The sequence below is a fragment of the Neorhizobium vignae genome, from assembly GCF_000732195.1.
Classification (GTDB): domain Bacteria; phylum Pseudomonadota; class Alphaproteobacteria; order Rhizobiales; family Rhizobiaceae; genus Neorhizobium; species Neorhizobium vignae.
Map to the genome: position 1 here is coordinate 1 of NZ_JNNU01000023.1, position 13971 is coordinate 13971.

General features: G+C 59.5%; 16 protein-coding genes and 1 pseudogene. 10 read left to right on the forward strand and 7 right to left on the reverse strand.

The genetic code is table 11. The features are described 5' to 3' along the window. Positions 1 to 112 precede the first annotated feature (112 nt). From GQ59_RS25725 to GQ59_RS25735, 3 genes are all read right to left on the reverse strand, one after another. On the reverse strand, positions 113 to 922 hold the full coding sequence (locus GQ59_RS25725) for an NAD-dependent epimerase/dehydratase family protein (protein WP_037086764.1): 810 nt from the start codon (positions 920 to 922) through the stop codon (positions 113 to 115). Between the two features lie 4 nt (positions 923 to 926). Next, positions 927 to 1298, reverse strand: coding sequence for a MarR family winged helix-turn-helix transcriptional regulator (locus GQ59_RS25730; RefSeq protein ID WP_244448065.1), 372 nt, complete (start codon positions 1296 to 1298; stop codon positions 927 to 929). A gap of 351 nt (positions 1299 to 1649) precedes the next feature. Continuing rightward, entirely contained in the window at positions 1650 to 2540 is an 891-nt protein-coding gene (locus GQ59_RS25735; protein WP_037086769.1) for a LysR family transcriptional regulator, read from the reverse strand. A gap of 95 nt (positions 2541 to 2635) precedes the next feature. On the opposite strand from GQ59_RS25735, the gene GQ59_RS25740 reads away from it, so the two are divergent. The 3 genes and pseudogenes from GQ59_RS25740 (at position 2636) to GQ59_RS25750 (ending at position 4230) form a co-directional block, all read left to right on the forward strand. Continuing rightward, complete coding sequence (locus tag GQ59_RS25740) at positions 2636 to 3166, forward strand: aldo/keto reductase (protein WP_051904213.1); 531 nt, start codon at positions 2636 to 2638, stop codon at positions 3164 to 3166. 80 nt (positions 3167 to 3246) lie between these two features. Next, on the forward strand, positions 3247 to 3801 hold the full coding sequence (locus GQ59_RS25745) for a nuclear transport factor 2 family protein (protein ID WP_037086772.1): 555 nt from the start codon (positions 3247 to 3249) through the stop codon (positions 3799 to 3801). Positions 3802 to 3904: 103 nt separating this feature from the next. Further along, a pseudogene (locus tag GQ59_RS25750) lies at positions 3905 to 4230 on the forward strand (Atu4866 domain-containing protein). Positions 4231 to 4335: 105 nt separating this feature from the next. Here the strand turns inward: GQ59_RS25750 and GQ59_RS25755 are convergent. Continuing rightward, entirely contained in the window at positions 4336 to 5235 is a 900-nt protein-coding gene (locus tag GQ59_RS25755; RefSeq protein WP_037086774.1) for a LysR family transcriptional regulator, read from the reverse strand. Positions 5236 to 5328: 93 nt separating this feature from the next. On the opposite strand from GQ59_RS25755, the gene GQ59_RS25760 reads away from it, so the two are divergent. From GQ59_RS25760 to GQ59_RS25770, 3 genes are all read left to right on the forward strand, one after another. Beyond that, positions 5329 to 6162 carry an SDR family oxidoreductase gene (locus GQ59_RS25760; RefSeq protein WP_037086777.1) on the forward strand — a complete coding sequence of 278 codons (834 nt, stop codon included), beginning with the start codon at positions 5329 to 5331 and terminating at the stop codon, positions 6160 to 6162. A 49-nt stretch (positions 6163 to 6211) separates the two neighbouring features. After that, positions 6212 to 6706: a lipocalin-like domain-containing protein gene (locus GQ59_RS25765; protein ID WP_037086779.1), complete on the forward strand. Its 495-nt coding sequence runs from the start codon at positions 6212 to 6214 to the stop codon at positions 6704 to 6706. 102 nt (positions 6707 to 6808) lie between these two features. Further along, positions 6809 to 7438, forward strand: coding sequence for an MBL fold metallo-hydrolase (locus GQ59_RS25770; protein WP_037086782.1), 630 nt, complete (start codon positions 6809 to 6811; stop codon positions 7436 to 7438). On the opposite strand, the gene GQ59_RS25775 is transcribed toward GQ59_RS25770, so the two are convergent. Continuing rightward, positions 7378 to 8319, reverse strand: a complete 942-nt coding sequence (locus GQ59_RS25775; protein ID WP_037086784.1) for a LysR family transcriptional regulator — start codon at positions 8317 to 8319, stop codon at positions 7378 to 7380. The two genes, GQ59_RS25770 and GQ59_RS25775, sit on opposite strands and share 61 nt — an antisense overlap. Positions 8320 to 8489: 170 nt before the next feature. Here GQ59_RS25775 and GQ59_RS25780 point away from each other — a divergent pair, with 170 nt between their 5' ends. From GQ59_RS25780 to GQ59_RS25790, 3 genes are read left to right on the forward strand one after another with little or no spacing between them, the layout of a single operon-like run. Then, complete coding sequence (locus tag GQ59_RS25780) at positions 8490 to 9482, forward strand: MBL fold metallo-hydrolase (RefSeq protein ID WP_037086925.1); 993 nt, start codon at positions 8490 to 8492, stop codon at positions 9480 to 9482. 19 nt (positions 9483 to 9501) lie between these two features. Continuing rightward, complete coding sequence (locus GQ59_RS25785) at positions 9502 to 10584, forward strand: aldo/keto reductase (protein WP_037086786.1); 1083 nt, start codon at positions 9502 to 9504, stop codon at positions 10582 to 10584. Between the two features lie 48 nt (positions 10585 to 10632). Further along, entirely contained in the window at positions 10633 to 11217 is a 585-nt protein-coding gene (locus GQ59_RS25790; protein ID WP_037086788.1) for a dioxygenase family protein, read from the forward strand. 314 nt (positions 11218 to 11531) lie between these two features. On the opposite strand, the gene GQ59_RS25795 is transcribed toward GQ59_RS25790, so the two are convergent. Beyond that, positions 11532 to 12347: a hypothetical protein gene (locus GQ59_RS25795; protein WP_037086791.1), complete on the reverse strand. Its 816-nt coding sequence runs from the start codon at positions 12345 to 12347 to the stop codon at positions 11532 to 11534. Between the two features lie 96 nt (positions 12348 to 12443). Beyond that, a complete protein-coding gene (locus tag GQ59_RS25800; RefSeq protein ID WP_037086794.1) occupies positions 12444 to 13184 on the reverse strand; it encodes an SDR family NAD(P)-dependent oxidoreductase in 741 nt (246 codons plus the stop codon). 79 nt (positions 13185 to 13263) lie between these two features. On the opposite strand from GQ59_RS25800, the gene GQ59_RS25805 reads away from it, so the two are divergent. Then, positions 13264 to 13944, forward strand: coding sequence for a TetR/AcrR family transcriptional regulator (locus GQ59_RS25805; RefSeq protein ID WP_244448066.1), 681 nt, complete (start codon positions 13264 to 13266; stop codon positions 13942 to 13944). Positions 13945 to 13971: the final 27 nt, after the last annotated feature.

Genomic DNA, 13971 nt, shown 5'->3' on the forward strand with positions numbered 1-13971 from the left:
AGTTCGGATCCCTTCAAGACCTGACACAAAAACAACCAGTCATGCGCACCGAGAAAGCCACAGACCCTTCCGGCCCCAAATGCCAAGCTCCGCCACCAGTTCTGCGATTCTCCTACCAAAGACCCTCCTGCCAAGCCTGGTACACAGTCCTTATGCTGGGTTGAAACCCCAGGCCGCGGGCGAGAGACGTATCGACATGGAGGTGCCATGGATCTACAAGAGGCTCGGAATTTGAGACCAACCGCTTCCCCACAATGCCCGCCAGTTCGTAGATGGAGGAGGGCGCCTCGTCGGCCACGTTCACGATGCGCCGATCTAAAGTACCCTCTAGCGCCAGCGTGACTGCCTGCGCGATATCGCGATGGTGGATCGTGCTCATGCGCTGCGCCGGATGCCAAGTGCTCACGTGCTTGGAAAGAGATTCGAGATGTCCGTCTCCATCGCCATAAACGAAGGGAAAACGAAGAATCGACCAGTTCAGTCCGCTTTCGCGCAGTTCCTTCTCCGCGGCCACCTTGCTTGCCGGATAGGCGTGCTGTGGATCGACCGGGTCGTCCTCCCTTCCCGGATGTGGATTGTCCTTATTGTAGACATGGCTGGTGCTCGACATGATGAAGCGCGCGTCGGAAGCATGGGTCTTCACGGCGGCAATCAGGTTGCGTGTCCCGTTGAGGTTGCTCTTCCAGATGAGATTGGTGTCCTGCGTGCGAAAGACGGCGGCGAGGTGCACGATAGCGGAAACTCCTTCGACGGCGTTCGTCAGGGTTGATGGGTCGAGAATGTCGCCCGTCACGGCTTTTATTCCGTCGGGGCCGCCCTTGCCCGCCCGGAGCAGGATGCGGCAGGCGAAGCCGGCCTCCACCAGCCGCGGCAATAGTCGCTCGCCGACGAGCCCGGAGGCTCCGGTGATCAATACGGTCATTTGCTCAATCCTTTCGCAACAGGTTCTGCAGTCGTTCGGTCGCTGATTTGAGGACGCGGATGGTTGTGGCGAGATCGGCCTCGTCGATCCCGCCGAACGCAGCGTCGTGAATGAAAGAAAGATCAGGAAGCCTGCGCCACAGGGCCTCGCCGGCAGTTGTCAACGCGAGCACACGTTGACGCTGATCGTCTCCGCTCGCCGTCTGCGCGATCAGATCCTTTCGGACCAGCGTGGTGATGATTCCGCTCAAGGTCGCGCGTTCGAGTTCGAGTGCGCGGCCCAGGTCGCGCTGGACGGACGGCCCGTGGTTGGCGAGATACCAGAGAACGTACCATTGCGTGGAACCCAGATCGAAAGGCCGCAGGCGCTCGTCCATAAGGGCCCGACCCGCGAAGTAACACCGCTTCGTCCATGCACCCACGGAAGGATTTTTGGTGTCCGCCTGATCCCGCATAGAAAAACCCCTGCAATTCGTTCGCTACCATACGATAATCGCAAGGTACCGAACGAATGTCAAGGCTCGCCGCGATAGGTTCTGGGTTAGGTTATCTCAGACCGCCAGAAGATAACGGACGTCTTCACCGAAGGTGGTGCAATAGCGTGGGCAATCCGGGCGACTGTCCACGATAAGGCAGTGGCCTTAAGGCAACGTGGTCCTCAGGGCGTCAGCATCGGACCTGGCTGCGCCCGGTAGTTATGCGTCACGAGAGTGATGTCATGGGCTGCGCTATCGCCAGCGCTTCACGTGATCGACGAGTGCCCGAAGTTTCGGAGCCAGATTGCGCCGGCTGGGGTAATAAAGAAAAAAGCCGGCAAACGGAGGGCAATACTCCTGAAGGAGAGGGACCAATTGACCAGATTTGACATAGGGCTTGAAGGTGTCCTCCATCCCGAAGGTGATGCCGCCGCCAGCACATGCGGTTCTGATCATGAGCCACATGTCGTTGGTGGTGATCTGGGGGTCGACAGACACGTCAAACTCACGCCCATGCTGGCCGAATTCCCATCGGTAGGGCGCACTTTGTGGCGCTGGACGCCAGCCGATACACCGATGGGCAGAGAGTTCTGAAGGATGTTCGGGCTTGCCGAAACGATCAATATAGGACGGTGCAGCGAAAGCGCCCTGGCGCTGGTCGCCTGAGACCGGAACGGCAATCATGTCCTGATCGATGACTTCGCCTAAACGTACCCCCGCATCATAGCCTTCTGCGACAATGTCGAATTCCTCGTCCGTGACGGTCACGTCGACCTGAACGGCGGGAAATGTGTCCGCGAAACGCGCGATAAGCGGCCCTGAGATGAACTGCTCGGCGATGGATGACACTGCCAGCCTCAACAGTCCGCTCGGTGCGCTGTCGCGGTCCGCCGTGGCGTCGAGCGCCAGTCCGACTTCGGAAATAGCCGGCGCCACCCGCTGATACAGTCGCTCGCCGGCCTCTGTGAGACTGACACTGCGCGTGGTGCGCTGGACGAGCGCCACTCCCAGCCGATCTTCGAGACGCCGGATGGTCTGGCTTACGGCGGGCCTCGTGACGCCCAAATTCGCCGCGGCCACGCGAAAGTTCCGCGCTTCGGCGACTGCCAGGAAGACAGAGATGCCATTCAGATCGATCGCCATTGGTTAGAACCAGTTACCATAGTGGTCATCATTGGGCAAGTTGTTCGCTCTCCTTGGCGCGTCTACTTTGGATCCTACAACCCGGAGACAGCGATATGACGCTTGATGACTACAAGCTTCTTGGACGGTCGGGCTTGCGCGCTTCGCCTTTGAGCCTCGGAACGATGACCTTCGGTTCGGGCTGGGGATGGGGCCCAGACGGCGATGAGGTCCGCCGCATTTTTGATCTCTTTGTCGACCGGGGCGGCAACTTCGTTGACACGTCGGTAAATTACACAGTCATCGCCTCGCCCGGGCATCTGGACGAACGGGCGATCGAAATTGCCGAGGAGGCGAAGGCCCTCGCTGAAGAGGTCGGTTCCACGCCGTCACGGGTGGCGCTTGCGTGGACGCTGGCCAATCCGACCGTCGTCTCGCCCATTGTCGGTGCCCGCACGCTCGCCCAGGCGGAGGACAATCTCGCTGCTCAGGATCTCGTGCTCACGCCGGAACAGGTGGACCGTCTGAACCGGGACAGCGCGCCAACCCCATCTTTCCGGCTCGCTTCACGCACGTCCCCTCGTCCAGAAACTGATCTTCGGCGCCGCCGCGGTCGAACGCCGCGACTGACCGCTCAAACCACGTGACGCCTATCGACGGTGCCCGCAGCGTCATTGCCGGTCGATGGGTCTCAGAAAGCTCTCAGCAACAGGAAAGGACCGATACCATGACCATTCTTCCGACACGCCAGCGGGTCGAAGGCGCTAGCCGAACGGCACTGATCACACTGGCATTGATGTCGCCCGCCTTGCCGTTCCCGGCCATTGCCAACACCGCAGCGACACAGGTGCAGGCTCCGGACAATTCTGCGATCGAACGGCGGAATAAGGCTATCGTTGAAGCCGCCTTCGAAAAATGGCGTGGCGGCACCTATGTCTTCGCGGAACTTCTCGCTCCCGACGTCGTCTGGACGATCCATGGCTCCGGGCCGGTCGCCGGCACCTATCGCAACCAGAAGGATTTTATCGAACAGGCATCGCGCCCTCTGACCAGCCGCCTTGCGTCGCCGGTGGTGCCCGAGGTGCACGACATCTTTGCCGACGGCGACACCATCATCATCCGCTTCGACGGGACGGCGACCACGACGTCGGGTGCCCCTTATCGCAACCAGTTTGTCTGGATCTTCAAGATGAAGGATGGCCTCGTCGTCAATGCGGAAGCCTTCCTGGACCTCGTTGCCTATCAGCAGGTCGTTGACAATAACGCCCCACGTTCCCAATGACCGACGCCCGAGGCTTCGGCACACCTGAGTGTCTGCCGAAGCCGGCACCGAGCGCATATGCGCGATCTCCCCTAAACCCAGTAACGCATATTGGAGCCAGACGATGCGACAGGCACTTGCGGCAATCATCACCGCCACGCTTTCATTTCAATCCGCAGAGGCACAGGAGGCCAACTTGCAGCCGAACCATCCATATGCTGGCATGTGGTCACCGACGACAACCGTGTTCGCCATGAACTTCTACCGAATGGACGCTATGTCGAGGCACGCGGCCAGCGCAAGCGAGCCTATGAAGGGCGCTACGAAGTCGACGGAACGCATATTGAGTACTGGGACGACACGGGCTTCACGGCCGATGGCGATTTCGTCGATGCCAACACACTGCACCATGGTGGCATGATCTTGCGGCGCAAGCCGGTGACGCCCTAACATACCGAGCGAGCTTCCGCGATGAGGGAACAGCTCAAAGCCGTAGGATGCCGCCGGTCTTCCCGAAACCATCTGACAGGGCGGACGCAATTTTCCGCCGTCCCGTCATCGCGACCTGTCCGCCTCTCGCAAGACGTCGATGAAGGCCCGTAACGGGGACGCCACATGCCGGCTGCGCGGGTAATAGAGGGCCAGGCCTGGTGTTGGCGGGCACCAGTCATCAAGCACGGACACCAGCTGACCGGACCCCAGAAACGGCTGGGCGAAGTATTCCGGGACATAGGCAATACCGCGCCCCTCCGCCGCCGCCTGCACGAGAAGATCATTGTCATCGAGTGTGAGGTTGCCGGGTACATCGATCACGACTTCGGCGCCGCGTTTTGAGAACTCCCAGCGATAGCGCTTTCCGCTCGGCAAACGTTGGCGGATACAGCAATGCGCATAGAGATCGTCGGGCATATGCGGTCTTGCTTTCCCGTCAAGATAGGCGGGCGCTGCCACGGCTATGAAACGCACGTCGCCACCGAACTTCACCGCGACCATGTCTTTCGGGACGGTTTCCATCAGGCGTATCCCGGCATCGAAGCCCTGTTCGACGATGTCGACGAGCCGGCCTTCCGAAACAAGATCAAGCTCGACGTCGGGGTAGAGATCGAGAAAGCGCGGCACGACCTCTGCGAGGAGAATGCGCGCGCCGCTCTTGTTTGCATTAATCCGCAGTGTGCCGCTCGGGGTGCCGCGCTCCTCCGACAAAGTATCGAGCGCGTGATCGAGTTCCTGAAGGACCGGATCGAGGCGTGCGAGCAGGCGGGCACCGGCCTGGGTCAGCGACACGCTGCGTGTCGTCCGGTTGAAGAGCCGCACGTCCAGTTTTGCCTCCAGTCCGATGATGGCGTGGCTGAGAGCCGAGCGCGAAACGCCCATGACATCGGCCGCTCTGCGAAAGCTCTGGTGACTGGCTACCGCCGCAAAGGCCGCGAGATCATTCAAACTAGGGCGTACCATTCGTGAACTATCCTCACCATCTCATCTCAAATTGAAGATCTTATATCACCAATGTTGATGTTTTACATTCGCATGGACAAAACAGGAGTTCACATGCCAAAGACTTGGTTCATCACCGGCGCTTCCTCAGGGCTTGGTCTCGAGATGACGCAACAGCTGCTCACCCAGGGACACAAGGTGGCCGCAACGATCCGCAGCCCAGGGGCGTTGGCGAAACTCGCGCAGGAATACGGCGATCGTCTCGATATCGTTCAGCTCGATCTGGCCGAACCAGAGAGCATTGCCTCGACCGTTAAGGACGCGTTCCAACGGCACGACCGGATCGACGTAATCATCAGCAATGCCGGCTACGGCCTGTTCGGTGCTGCGGAAGAGCTCACGAATGAAGAGATCGGCCGGCAGATCGCCACCAATCTTGCCGGATCCATCCATCTGATCCGTGCAGCACTTCCCCTTTTTCGAAGCCAAGGCGGTGGACGGATCGTCCAGGTCTCGTCCGAAGGAGGGCAGATCGCCTATCCGGGCTTCAGCCTCTATCACGCGACCAAGTGGGGGATCGAGGGCTTCGTCGAAGCCGTGGCACAGGAAGTGGCGCCTTTCGGTATTGACTTTATCATCGCCGAACCTGGACCGACCGGCACGAATTTCGGAGCCAATCTCGTCCGTGCGATACCGATGGATGCCTACGATGAAACCCCTGCGGGCGCCGTTCGCCGTGCGATCAGCGACGGAAGCTTCGAGATCAAGGGAGATGCGGCGCGCACCGTAGCCGCAATCATTTCAGCCGCCGAGAGCAAGACACCGCCACTGCGGCTTGCGCTGGGTAGCACGGCCTATTCATCTATCTCACAGGCGCTTTCCGCACGCCTGTCTGCCCTTGAGGCGCAGCGTGGAGTGGCGAATTCCGCCGATCGGCAGGATCCGTGAACCGCAGCAGCGGCGGAAACACACACCTCATGAACAGGAAGGAAAAAACATGTCCATTCGACCAGCTATATTGGTCCTTGCCCTCAGCATTTCGTCTTCTGCCTTCGCGCAGACCGCCGCAAAAAATCAGGTGGTAGGCACGTGGCGGATGATGTCGGCGACGATCGATCCCGGTGGAAAAAATATCTCCGCCTATGGAGAGAAACCCAACGGTCTTCTCGTCTTCACCCCCGACATGCACTTCGTGGAAGTTCTCACCGACGCCGACATTCCTCGGTTTGCTTCCAATGCCCGTGGTGAGGGAACGGATGATGAAAATCGCATGGCCATGTCACGCAGTATCGGGTTTTTCGGAACCTACACCGTTGATGAGAAGGGCGAATTCAGCGGAAACCGTGTCGAAGGCGCGACTTTTCCGAACTGGATTGGCAGCGTGCGAACACGTGATGATCTCACGCTTGTCGTTGATGGCGATCGTATGACCGAAAATTTCCGGAGACCGGACGGCACCAGAATCAGGATCGAATTCCGGCGCGTCAAATGAGGCCTGACAGGTGAGCGTTCGGACACGGTGTCGACCTGTTGCCGACGAGCTCCCGGTCCTCGACCACGACCAAGAATGGAAGCTATCTGGAGGAGGAAAGCCATGCTCTTCAATCGTCGTTCCATGTTCAAGGCAGGGGCCGCCGTAACAGCGCTGGCGCTTTCAACGCCTCAAATTATGACACGCGCCGCCGTCGCGGCCGCTCCGGCGAAATCGGAAATCGGCAACGCCGGTTTTTACCGCTTCATGCTGGGCGAGTTCGAGATCACTGTCATACTCGACGGCATGCGCGTGTTCGATGGGCCGCATCCGACCTTCGGCGCTGATCGAAGTGAATTGGAGGTCGCATCCCTGATGAAAGCCAATTTTTTGCCATCGGATCGAATGATCGGGCAATTCAACCCGGTGCTCCTTAACACGGGGAAAGACCTCATCCTTTTCGATACCGGCAACGGGCCGGAGGGCAGGGCGTTTGGAACCGGGCAACTGGCGAGCCGCATCGCGGCATCGGGCTATGCGTCGTCCGACGTGACGATCGTTGCGATTTCCCATCTGCATGCCGATCACATCAACGGGCTCATGGACGGCGATCGTCCAAGACATCGAAGCGTCGCGTCTCGAGTTCGATGCGGCCGAACAACGCCGGATTTAAAAGAAGCTCCGATCTGCTTCTACGCAAGCTGCTGGTCAAATCGCTTTAGGTCGAGGGCATCCTTCGCCCTCCAGTCGTAACTCCTCATGTAATCGAGAAACGCACGCATGGCTGCGCTCGGGAGGCGGCGGCTGGGGTAGTATAGAAACCAGTGCGGCAAGGTGGGGCTCCATTCGCCGAGAAGTTCCACCAGTCGGCCGGTTTGGATATACGGCTTGGCGTAGTCATCGAAGACATGGGCGATTCCTCTGCCCGCCAGTGCAGCTTGCAGTTCGTTGTGTGCAGAACTCACCGTCAAGCGTCCAGTTGGAGTGACCTCGATCTCTTCGGTTCCCTCGTCAAAGCGCCAAGTGACGAGCGTGCCACCAGGGAAACGGCGTCTTATACAGTCGTGATCAACGAGTTCGTGCGGCGTCTGTGGCTCTCCGCACCTCTTGATATAGTCGGGCGAAGCTACGATTGCATAACGAAGCGCGGGTCCGAGCGGGAGCGCGATCATGTCCTGGGCCAGCTGCTTGCCGAACCTGACGCCGGCATCGAAACCCTGTTCCACGATATCGATGACGGCGGCATCGCTGATCATCTCGATCTTCACCTCGGGATAGGTGTCCATGAAGTCGAACACCAGCGGGCAGAGAACATGATCGACGGCCGGTGCCGGCGCGTTGATCCTGAGCGTTCCAGACGGGCTATCACGCAATTCATCGACTTCCGCGATTGCGAGCCTGATGTCGCTCAACGCCGGTGCCAGACGTTCGAGAAGACGTTGTCCTGCCTCCGTCGGGGACACGCTCCTCGTCGTTCGATTAAGAAGCCGAATACCCAGAGCCTCCTCCAGAGCGTTCATTGTTTGGCTTAAGGCCGATGATGAGATCCCCCGCTCGTGCGCAGCTGCGCGGAAACCGCCACAGCGCACGATGGCAACGAAGACATCGAAGCTATCCAGGCGAATTGGGTCCATTGGGAAGTTTCTCTAATCAAGCTGATAAACTTACCGCAGGTTATCAGATCAATCGCTCCATGTCATGATCGCGCCAACCTAAGTGTTGCGCTCTGGAAACTTTCTCTCGTCGGTCATATCCGATCGAGGAAAGAGACAAAGCAGCGCGCCCAATGAAGAAGGGAAGACCGATGAATGCCTTCACTCTCAACCGACGTGCCATCATGCTGTCCGCCGTCGCAGGCGCATCAAGCATGCTCATCCCAAGTCTGGGTGGCTCTGGCAGGGCCAACGCACAGGGCACGTCCGCGCTGAGCGGCAATGCCGGTCACTACCGTTTCCGCGTCGGCGACATCAGCGCAACCGTGTTGAGCGATGGTGTGATTGGTGGCCCGCCTCGCGTCTATGCAAGCAACGCTCCGGAGGCCGAGCTTCAGGAGGTCCTGCGACAAGCATTTCTGCCGACCGACCACATGACGCTCAACCTCAACACGCTGCTGATCGAAACAGGCGGTCGGCGGATACTCATCGAGGCAGGAGCCGGCAAGACCATGGGTCCGAACGGCGGCCGTATTTTCGATAACCTCGCGGCGATCGGCCTCGATTCTACGGACATCGACACGATCGTCATCTCCCACACTCATCCCGACCATGTCGGTAACTTGAGAACCGCAGACGGCGGCAAAGCGTTTCCCCGCGCCACGGTCTTCGTCCCAAAGGCCGACTGGGATTTCTTCATCCGCACCGATCCGGATCTCTCCTACATGCCGGTGCCGGAGGAATTTCGTCAGCGCTTCGCCGCAAATATCAAAAACAGCCTCTCGCCGTTCATGAGCGATGTCGAGCTTTATGAAGCCGGCGCCGAGATCGTGCCGGGTCTTACGACGATCGTCGCATCCGGCCACACGCCGGGCATGGCCACCTTCCTAGTCCACTCGGGAAGCGACCAGTTGCTGCTGACGGCAGACCTTGCCTATCACCCCGTCGTCAACGTCGACAGGCCCTGGCTTCCGGGTCCGGACCGCGACAAGGAGACGGCCCTTTCCTCCCGCCGGCGCATCTTCGACAGGGCGGCTGCCGAGCGCATGCCCGTGCTTGGCTTCCACTATCCATTCCCCGGTCTCGGCCGGATGCTGAAGACCGACGGCGGCTACGCTTGGGTACCCGCCAACTGGCAGTTCTGACGTTCAACAGGAGACACCTATGAACCAGTCGAATATCAATAGACGCGGCTTCCTCGGCACGCTAGGCGCGGCGGCAACAGGGTTGGCCCTTGCCACCCACGCTACGGCGCAGACCCGGGAAACGAATACGGCGTTGCCAGCCTCTGGATCAACGGCGGATGTGTTGACTCGTACGTTGCCGCGGACCGGCGAACGGGTCACGGCGCTTGGGCTTGGCACCTTCCTTACCTTCGACCTGAAGCCCGGTGATCGCCGTGACGCTCTCCGTCAGGTCTTCGAGCGGTACGTCGCTGCGGGCGGTCGCGTGGTCGATACCTCGCCGCTGTACGGCTCGGCCGAGGTAAGTGTCGGCCAGTTCATGGGTGAGTTCGAAGGCTCCGAGGAGATGTTCCTCGCCAACAAGGTCTGGTCGACAGGAGAGTATCTCGGAGACGAAAGCCACGCCGTTGAAAGCTTCCGGCAATCGCGCATGCGAACATGGCGTGAAACGATCAATCTCATGCAATGCCACAGCATCATCAATGCGCCGGTCGTCATTCCGCTGATGAAGGCATGGAAGAAAGAAGGCCTCATACGCCATGTCGGCGTGACCCACCACGAGTCGACGGCGCAGGACCAGCTACTGGCGATCGTCCAACGCGACGGCGTCGATTTTATCCAGACGAACTACTCGATCTTCAACCGGGATGCCGAGCGCCGCCTGCTTCCGGCGGCTGCCGACAAAGGCGTCGGCGTGCTCATCAACCTGCCGCTCGAAAAGGCGCGCCTTATGAAAATCGTCGAAGGACAGCCGCTTCCCGGTTTCGCCGAGGAGTTCGGCGCGACGAGCTGGGCGCAGTTCTTCCTGAAATGGGTCATGGCGCATCCGGCCGTCACAAGCGTACTCTGTGGCACCTCCAACCCCGACCACATGAGCGACAATGTCCAGGCGATGACAGGCCCGCTTCCTGACGAGCGGATGCGAGCCCGCATGGTCGCACATATGGAAACGATCCCCCGCTTCGGCTCAATTGGGACGATGCCATGGTATCCGGGCAAAGAGACTATGTATTCCGGCCTGATCCGTGAGGCACAGGCAAACGCCGCGCAGCGCCTGCGGTAAGGTCGCCTTGCTCCAATTCGACACCGCTTAACAGACGGGAGACCGACCTTGCCTTCCACCAGACGCTCGCTTCTGAAGGCCTTTCTGGCGCCACCCTTTATCGGCGTGGCGACAATGAAGGCCTTTGCGCAGCCCGCTCCCGAACTGCCCTTGACCCTTGCATGCGACGATGGAGACGAACAGACGCTTGAACGGGAAGCCGGCCCCTTCTTCAGGCCTAACTCCCCGCTCGAACGCGATCTCTATCCCTCCGCGCCCGGTGGCGAGCGGATCACTGTCGCGGGGTTTGTCTTCGACAGTCGCTGCCGGCCCCTGCCTGGAAGCCTCGTCGAGGTTTGGCATGCGGACGAAAACGGCGACTACGACAGCGTGGGTTTCCGCCTGCGGGGCCACCAGTTCACCGACGCTCAAGGCCGCTGGTGGTTCAACACCATCGTGCCTGCACTTTATCCCGGCCGAACGCGTCATTTTCATTTCAAGGTCCAGCGGTTGGGTGGACGAGTTCTGACGACGCAACTTTATTTCCCCGGGGACAGCAGAAACGCCGGAGACTGGCTGTTTCACGAGGCACTGCTCCTCGACATGAAGCAAACGGGTGACGGAAGGTTCGGACGGTTTGATTTCGTCATCTGACTGAAGGAAAGCCGCCGGAGAGCACTGGGTCTTGCGGCCGTTACTGAAAATGGAGCTTGCCACGGGTCGAAGAAAATCGATCCGTCTGTTGCCACCTGCGGACCTTTCCAACCAAATTTGCGAAATATTCACAGCCAGGTCGTTCAAGCCAGCTGTCAGGGGTGGCTCTTTGCCTTCCTAAAGCACATGACCCGGAAGGCAACTCTTCAGCGAGAGTGTTTGCGCGGATTGATGATCAATGACTATCGACTGCAGCGCCGCAATTAGTCATTCGTTGGCCGTTCAAGCGATTGAACAAGCTCAACCTGCCGGCATCACAGCATTGCATCCAAGGGTACCGGATCCCCTTCTGGCGAGGGTTTAGGGGCGTCGCCAGGCTTGCCGTCTTCGTCTTCCAGCCCGAGTTGCTGAAGGATAACATCTTTGATTTGCTGTTCGATCGCCTCTCGATCTTTTTGGCTCATTGCAGCCAGCTTGTCCTCACTAAGCTCTCGGTCCTTGAGGAAAAAATAGCGGATCTTTTCTGCCGGTGTCATTTTAGATACTTTCAGGAATTCGTCAGCCGCATCGGGTTTCTCGTCCTCGTTGAGAGCGATGCGATTCGGCTTCTGGTCCAACACAACGCCATTGCTTTCCATCGACCACAGAGCGTCTGCAAGCTTCGAACCGTATCGAGGATCAAGAGAGACTGAGGGGAGATTTCCACCTGCTTTTCCTTCCCGTGCTTCCCGGACCGTTTCTTGTCCGGAAGAACGGGAGGTCGATTGCAGAGGCAGGGGGATCCTGGAGTTACCTGCAACGATCATCGTATCGGTTCCTTGAGTTGTTCTGCCCCTGAACATCACATCGGCGGCTTGCTTGAGGCTGATCGCTTCGTCGACTGACTTGCAGGGAATGCGAACGAGCGTGCAGTGGAGGTGGAGCGACCGCAATGACAACGGTAGCGGTCCTAAGTTGGCGGCCTCGGTCAGGAGAAGAAACCACTCTTGCGGCCGCTGAAAGCGCAGTCGCAGTAAAGGCAGTCTGATTCGAAGCTCGAAGTCCCGCCGAAAGCGCGACGGAAAAGTAGATCTGCAGCGCGCCTGCAATATCGGCGGAGCATCGCCCAAGCCGGCGAAATGGTCGATCATTCGTAAGCGCCGGCATTGGTCTGAGACGTGCCGGGTGCCGTTCGACTGAGGGGCCGGAGCTACTTCCTCCGACCCGATGTCTTCCTGGCAACCGGATCAGGCATTGAAACCTGCGTCCACATTGAGAACTGCGCCGGTAATCAGACTTGCGATGGGACCCGCCAGGAACGCCACCACGCTGGCGATTTCACGGGGCTCACCAAAACGGCCGAGCGACGTGAGGCTCCGCTGATAATCTGCATTCTCGCCATTGGCCGGATTCATGTCCGTGTCGGTCGACCCGGGGAGGACGAGATTGACGGTGATGCCTTGGGGCCCGAGCTCGCGCGAAAGGCCTCGGGTGAACGACAGAAGCGCCGACTTCGACATGGCATACGCCGTCACACCCGGGAAAGGCACACGCTCAGCCAGCGAGGAGCCGATAGAGATGATCCGGCTCCCCGATGAGAGATGTGGGATTGCCGCCTGTGCGAACAGGACGGGCGCGCGAACGTTGACATCAAGCATGGCCTGCAGGTCGGCGAGGGCCAGATCCGCAGTCATGCCAGCGGTTCCGATGCCCGCACTGTTGACCAGGATATCAAGCCCTCCGAGTGCACCGACAGTCTGGCTGACGGCGCGGCGGATGGCGTTCGGGTCGGCACTGTCGGCTTGAATGGCCAGCCCGCGCCGGCCCTTTTCCTCGATGGTCTGAACCACCGATGCGGCCCTGTCCGCCGAGCGCTGATAGGTAAACGCGACATCTGCGCCATTCTCGGCGAGCGCAATCGCGATCGCGGCCCCTATACCCCGGGAGCCACCGTTTACCAACGCACGTTTTCCAAGCAATTCCATCATCGCTTCCTTTATGCAGTGATCGATGCATAAATCGTTAGCGCCATTGCAAATTGCCGTCAATGGATTTATGCAGTGGTCGATGCAAAATGATGTTTCGACCTGCTCCGGCCATTCAGAACCGACCCCGCGCTCACGCGGCCGGCCGCGGGAATTCGACGCGCAAGCTGCGCTTGCCGCCGCGACAAGACTGTTCTGGATTAAGGGATACGAGGCAACCTCGATCGCCGACCTGACGGAAGCGATGGGGATCGGAACCAAGAGCCTTTATGCTGCCTTCGGTTCGAAAGATGAACTCTATGCGGAAGCGCTCAAATACTATTACACGACCTACGAAGGTTTGGTCTGGACCCGCTTCAGAGCTGCTCCGACCGCGAGAGACGCAGCGCTGGCATTTCTTCAGGATTCCGCGATCGCCATGACCGGTGGAGATTGCAATCTGCCGCATGGCTGCATGGCGACGCTCGCCACTGTTGGCAGCGAAGGACACTCCGAACTGAGCGAACTCATGAGAGCGACCCGTGCAGGCGGTTTCGATCTCCTCAAGGCGCGCTTCGACAGAGCGAAGAGCGACGGTGACCTTATGGCCGCGGCAGACACGACCAATTTGGCAAGGTTCGTGCAGACCGTCCAAAGCGGCATGGCTATCCGCGCCCGCGATGGAGCGGATCGCGACGAATTGCATGCTGTGGCGGAAATCGCGCTTTCCGGCTGGGACAATATCACCGGCAACATCGATCACGGCATGCAAAGCAAGGCTTGACCCTTTGCTGTGAAAACCGACCAGAAC

What these genes read in the sequence shown, in the direction of transcription:
- GQ59_RS25725 (WP_037086764.1), bottom strand. Translation starts at nt 922, where the DNA reads ATGACCGTATTGATCACCGGAGCCTCCGGGCTCGTCGGCGAGCGACTA.
- GQ59_RS25735 (WP_037086769.1), bottom strand. Translation starts at nt 2,540, where the DNA reads ATGGCGATCGATCTGAATGGCATCTCTGTCTTCCTGGCAGTCGCCGAA.
- GQ59_RS25760 (WP_037086777.1), top strand. Translation starts at nt 5,329, where the DNA reads ATGCCAAAGACTTGGTTCATCACCGGCGCTTCCTCAGGGCTTGGTCTC.
- GQ59_RS25745 (WP_037086772.1), top strand. Translation starts at nt 3,247, where the DNA reads ATGACCATTCTTCCGACACGCCAGCGGGTCGAAGGCGCTAGCCGAACG.
- GQ59_RS25805 (WP_244448066.1), top strand. Translation starts at nt 13,264, where the DNA reads ATGCAAAATGATGTTTCGACCTGCTCCGGCCATTCAGAACCGACCCCG.
- GQ59_RS25785 (WP_037086786.1), top strand. Translation starts at nt 9,502, where the DNA reads ATGAACCAGTCGAATATCAATAGACGCGGCTTCCTCGGCACGCTAGGC.
- GQ59_RS25740 (WP_051904213.1), top strand. Translation starts at nt 2,636, where the DNA reads ATGACGCTTGATGACTACAAGCTTCTTGGACGGTCGGGCTTGCGCGCT.
- GQ59_RS25795 (WP_037086791.1), bottom strand. Translation starts at nt 12,347, where the DNA reads ATGATCGACCATTTCGCCGGCTTGGGCGATGCTCCGCCGATATTGCAG.
- GQ59_RS25755 (WP_037086774.1), bottom strand. Translation starts at nt 5,235, where the DNA reads ATGGTACGCCCTAGTTTGAATGATCTCGCGGCCTTTGCGGCGGTAGCC.
- GQ59_RS25800 (WP_037086794.1), bottom strand. Translation starts at nt 13,184, where the DNA reads ATGATGGAATTGCTTGGAAAACGTGCGTTGGTAAACGGTGGCTCCCGG.
- GQ59_RS25775 (WP_037086784.1), bottom strand. Translation starts at nt 8,319, where the DNA reads ATGGACCCAATTCGCCTGGATAGCTTCGATGTCTTCGTTGCCATCGTG.
- GQ59_RS25730 (WP_244448065.1), bottom strand. Translation starts at nt 1,298, where the DNA reads ATGGACGAGCGCCTGCGGCCTTTCGATCTGGGTTCCACGCAATGGTAC.
- GQ59_RS25770 (WP_037086782.1), top strand. Translation starts at nt 6,809, where the DNA reads ATGCTCTTCAATCGTCGTTCCATGTTCAAGGCAGGGGCCGCCGTAACA.
- GQ59_RS25780 (WP_037086925.1), top strand. Translation starts at nt 8,490, where the DNA reads ATGAATGCCTTCACTCTCAACCGACGTGCCATCATGCTGTCCGCCGTC.
- GQ59_RS25765 (WP_037086779.1), top strand. Translation starts at nt 6,212, where the DNA reads ATGTCCATTCGACCAGCTATATTGGTCCTTGCCCTCAGCATTTCGTCT.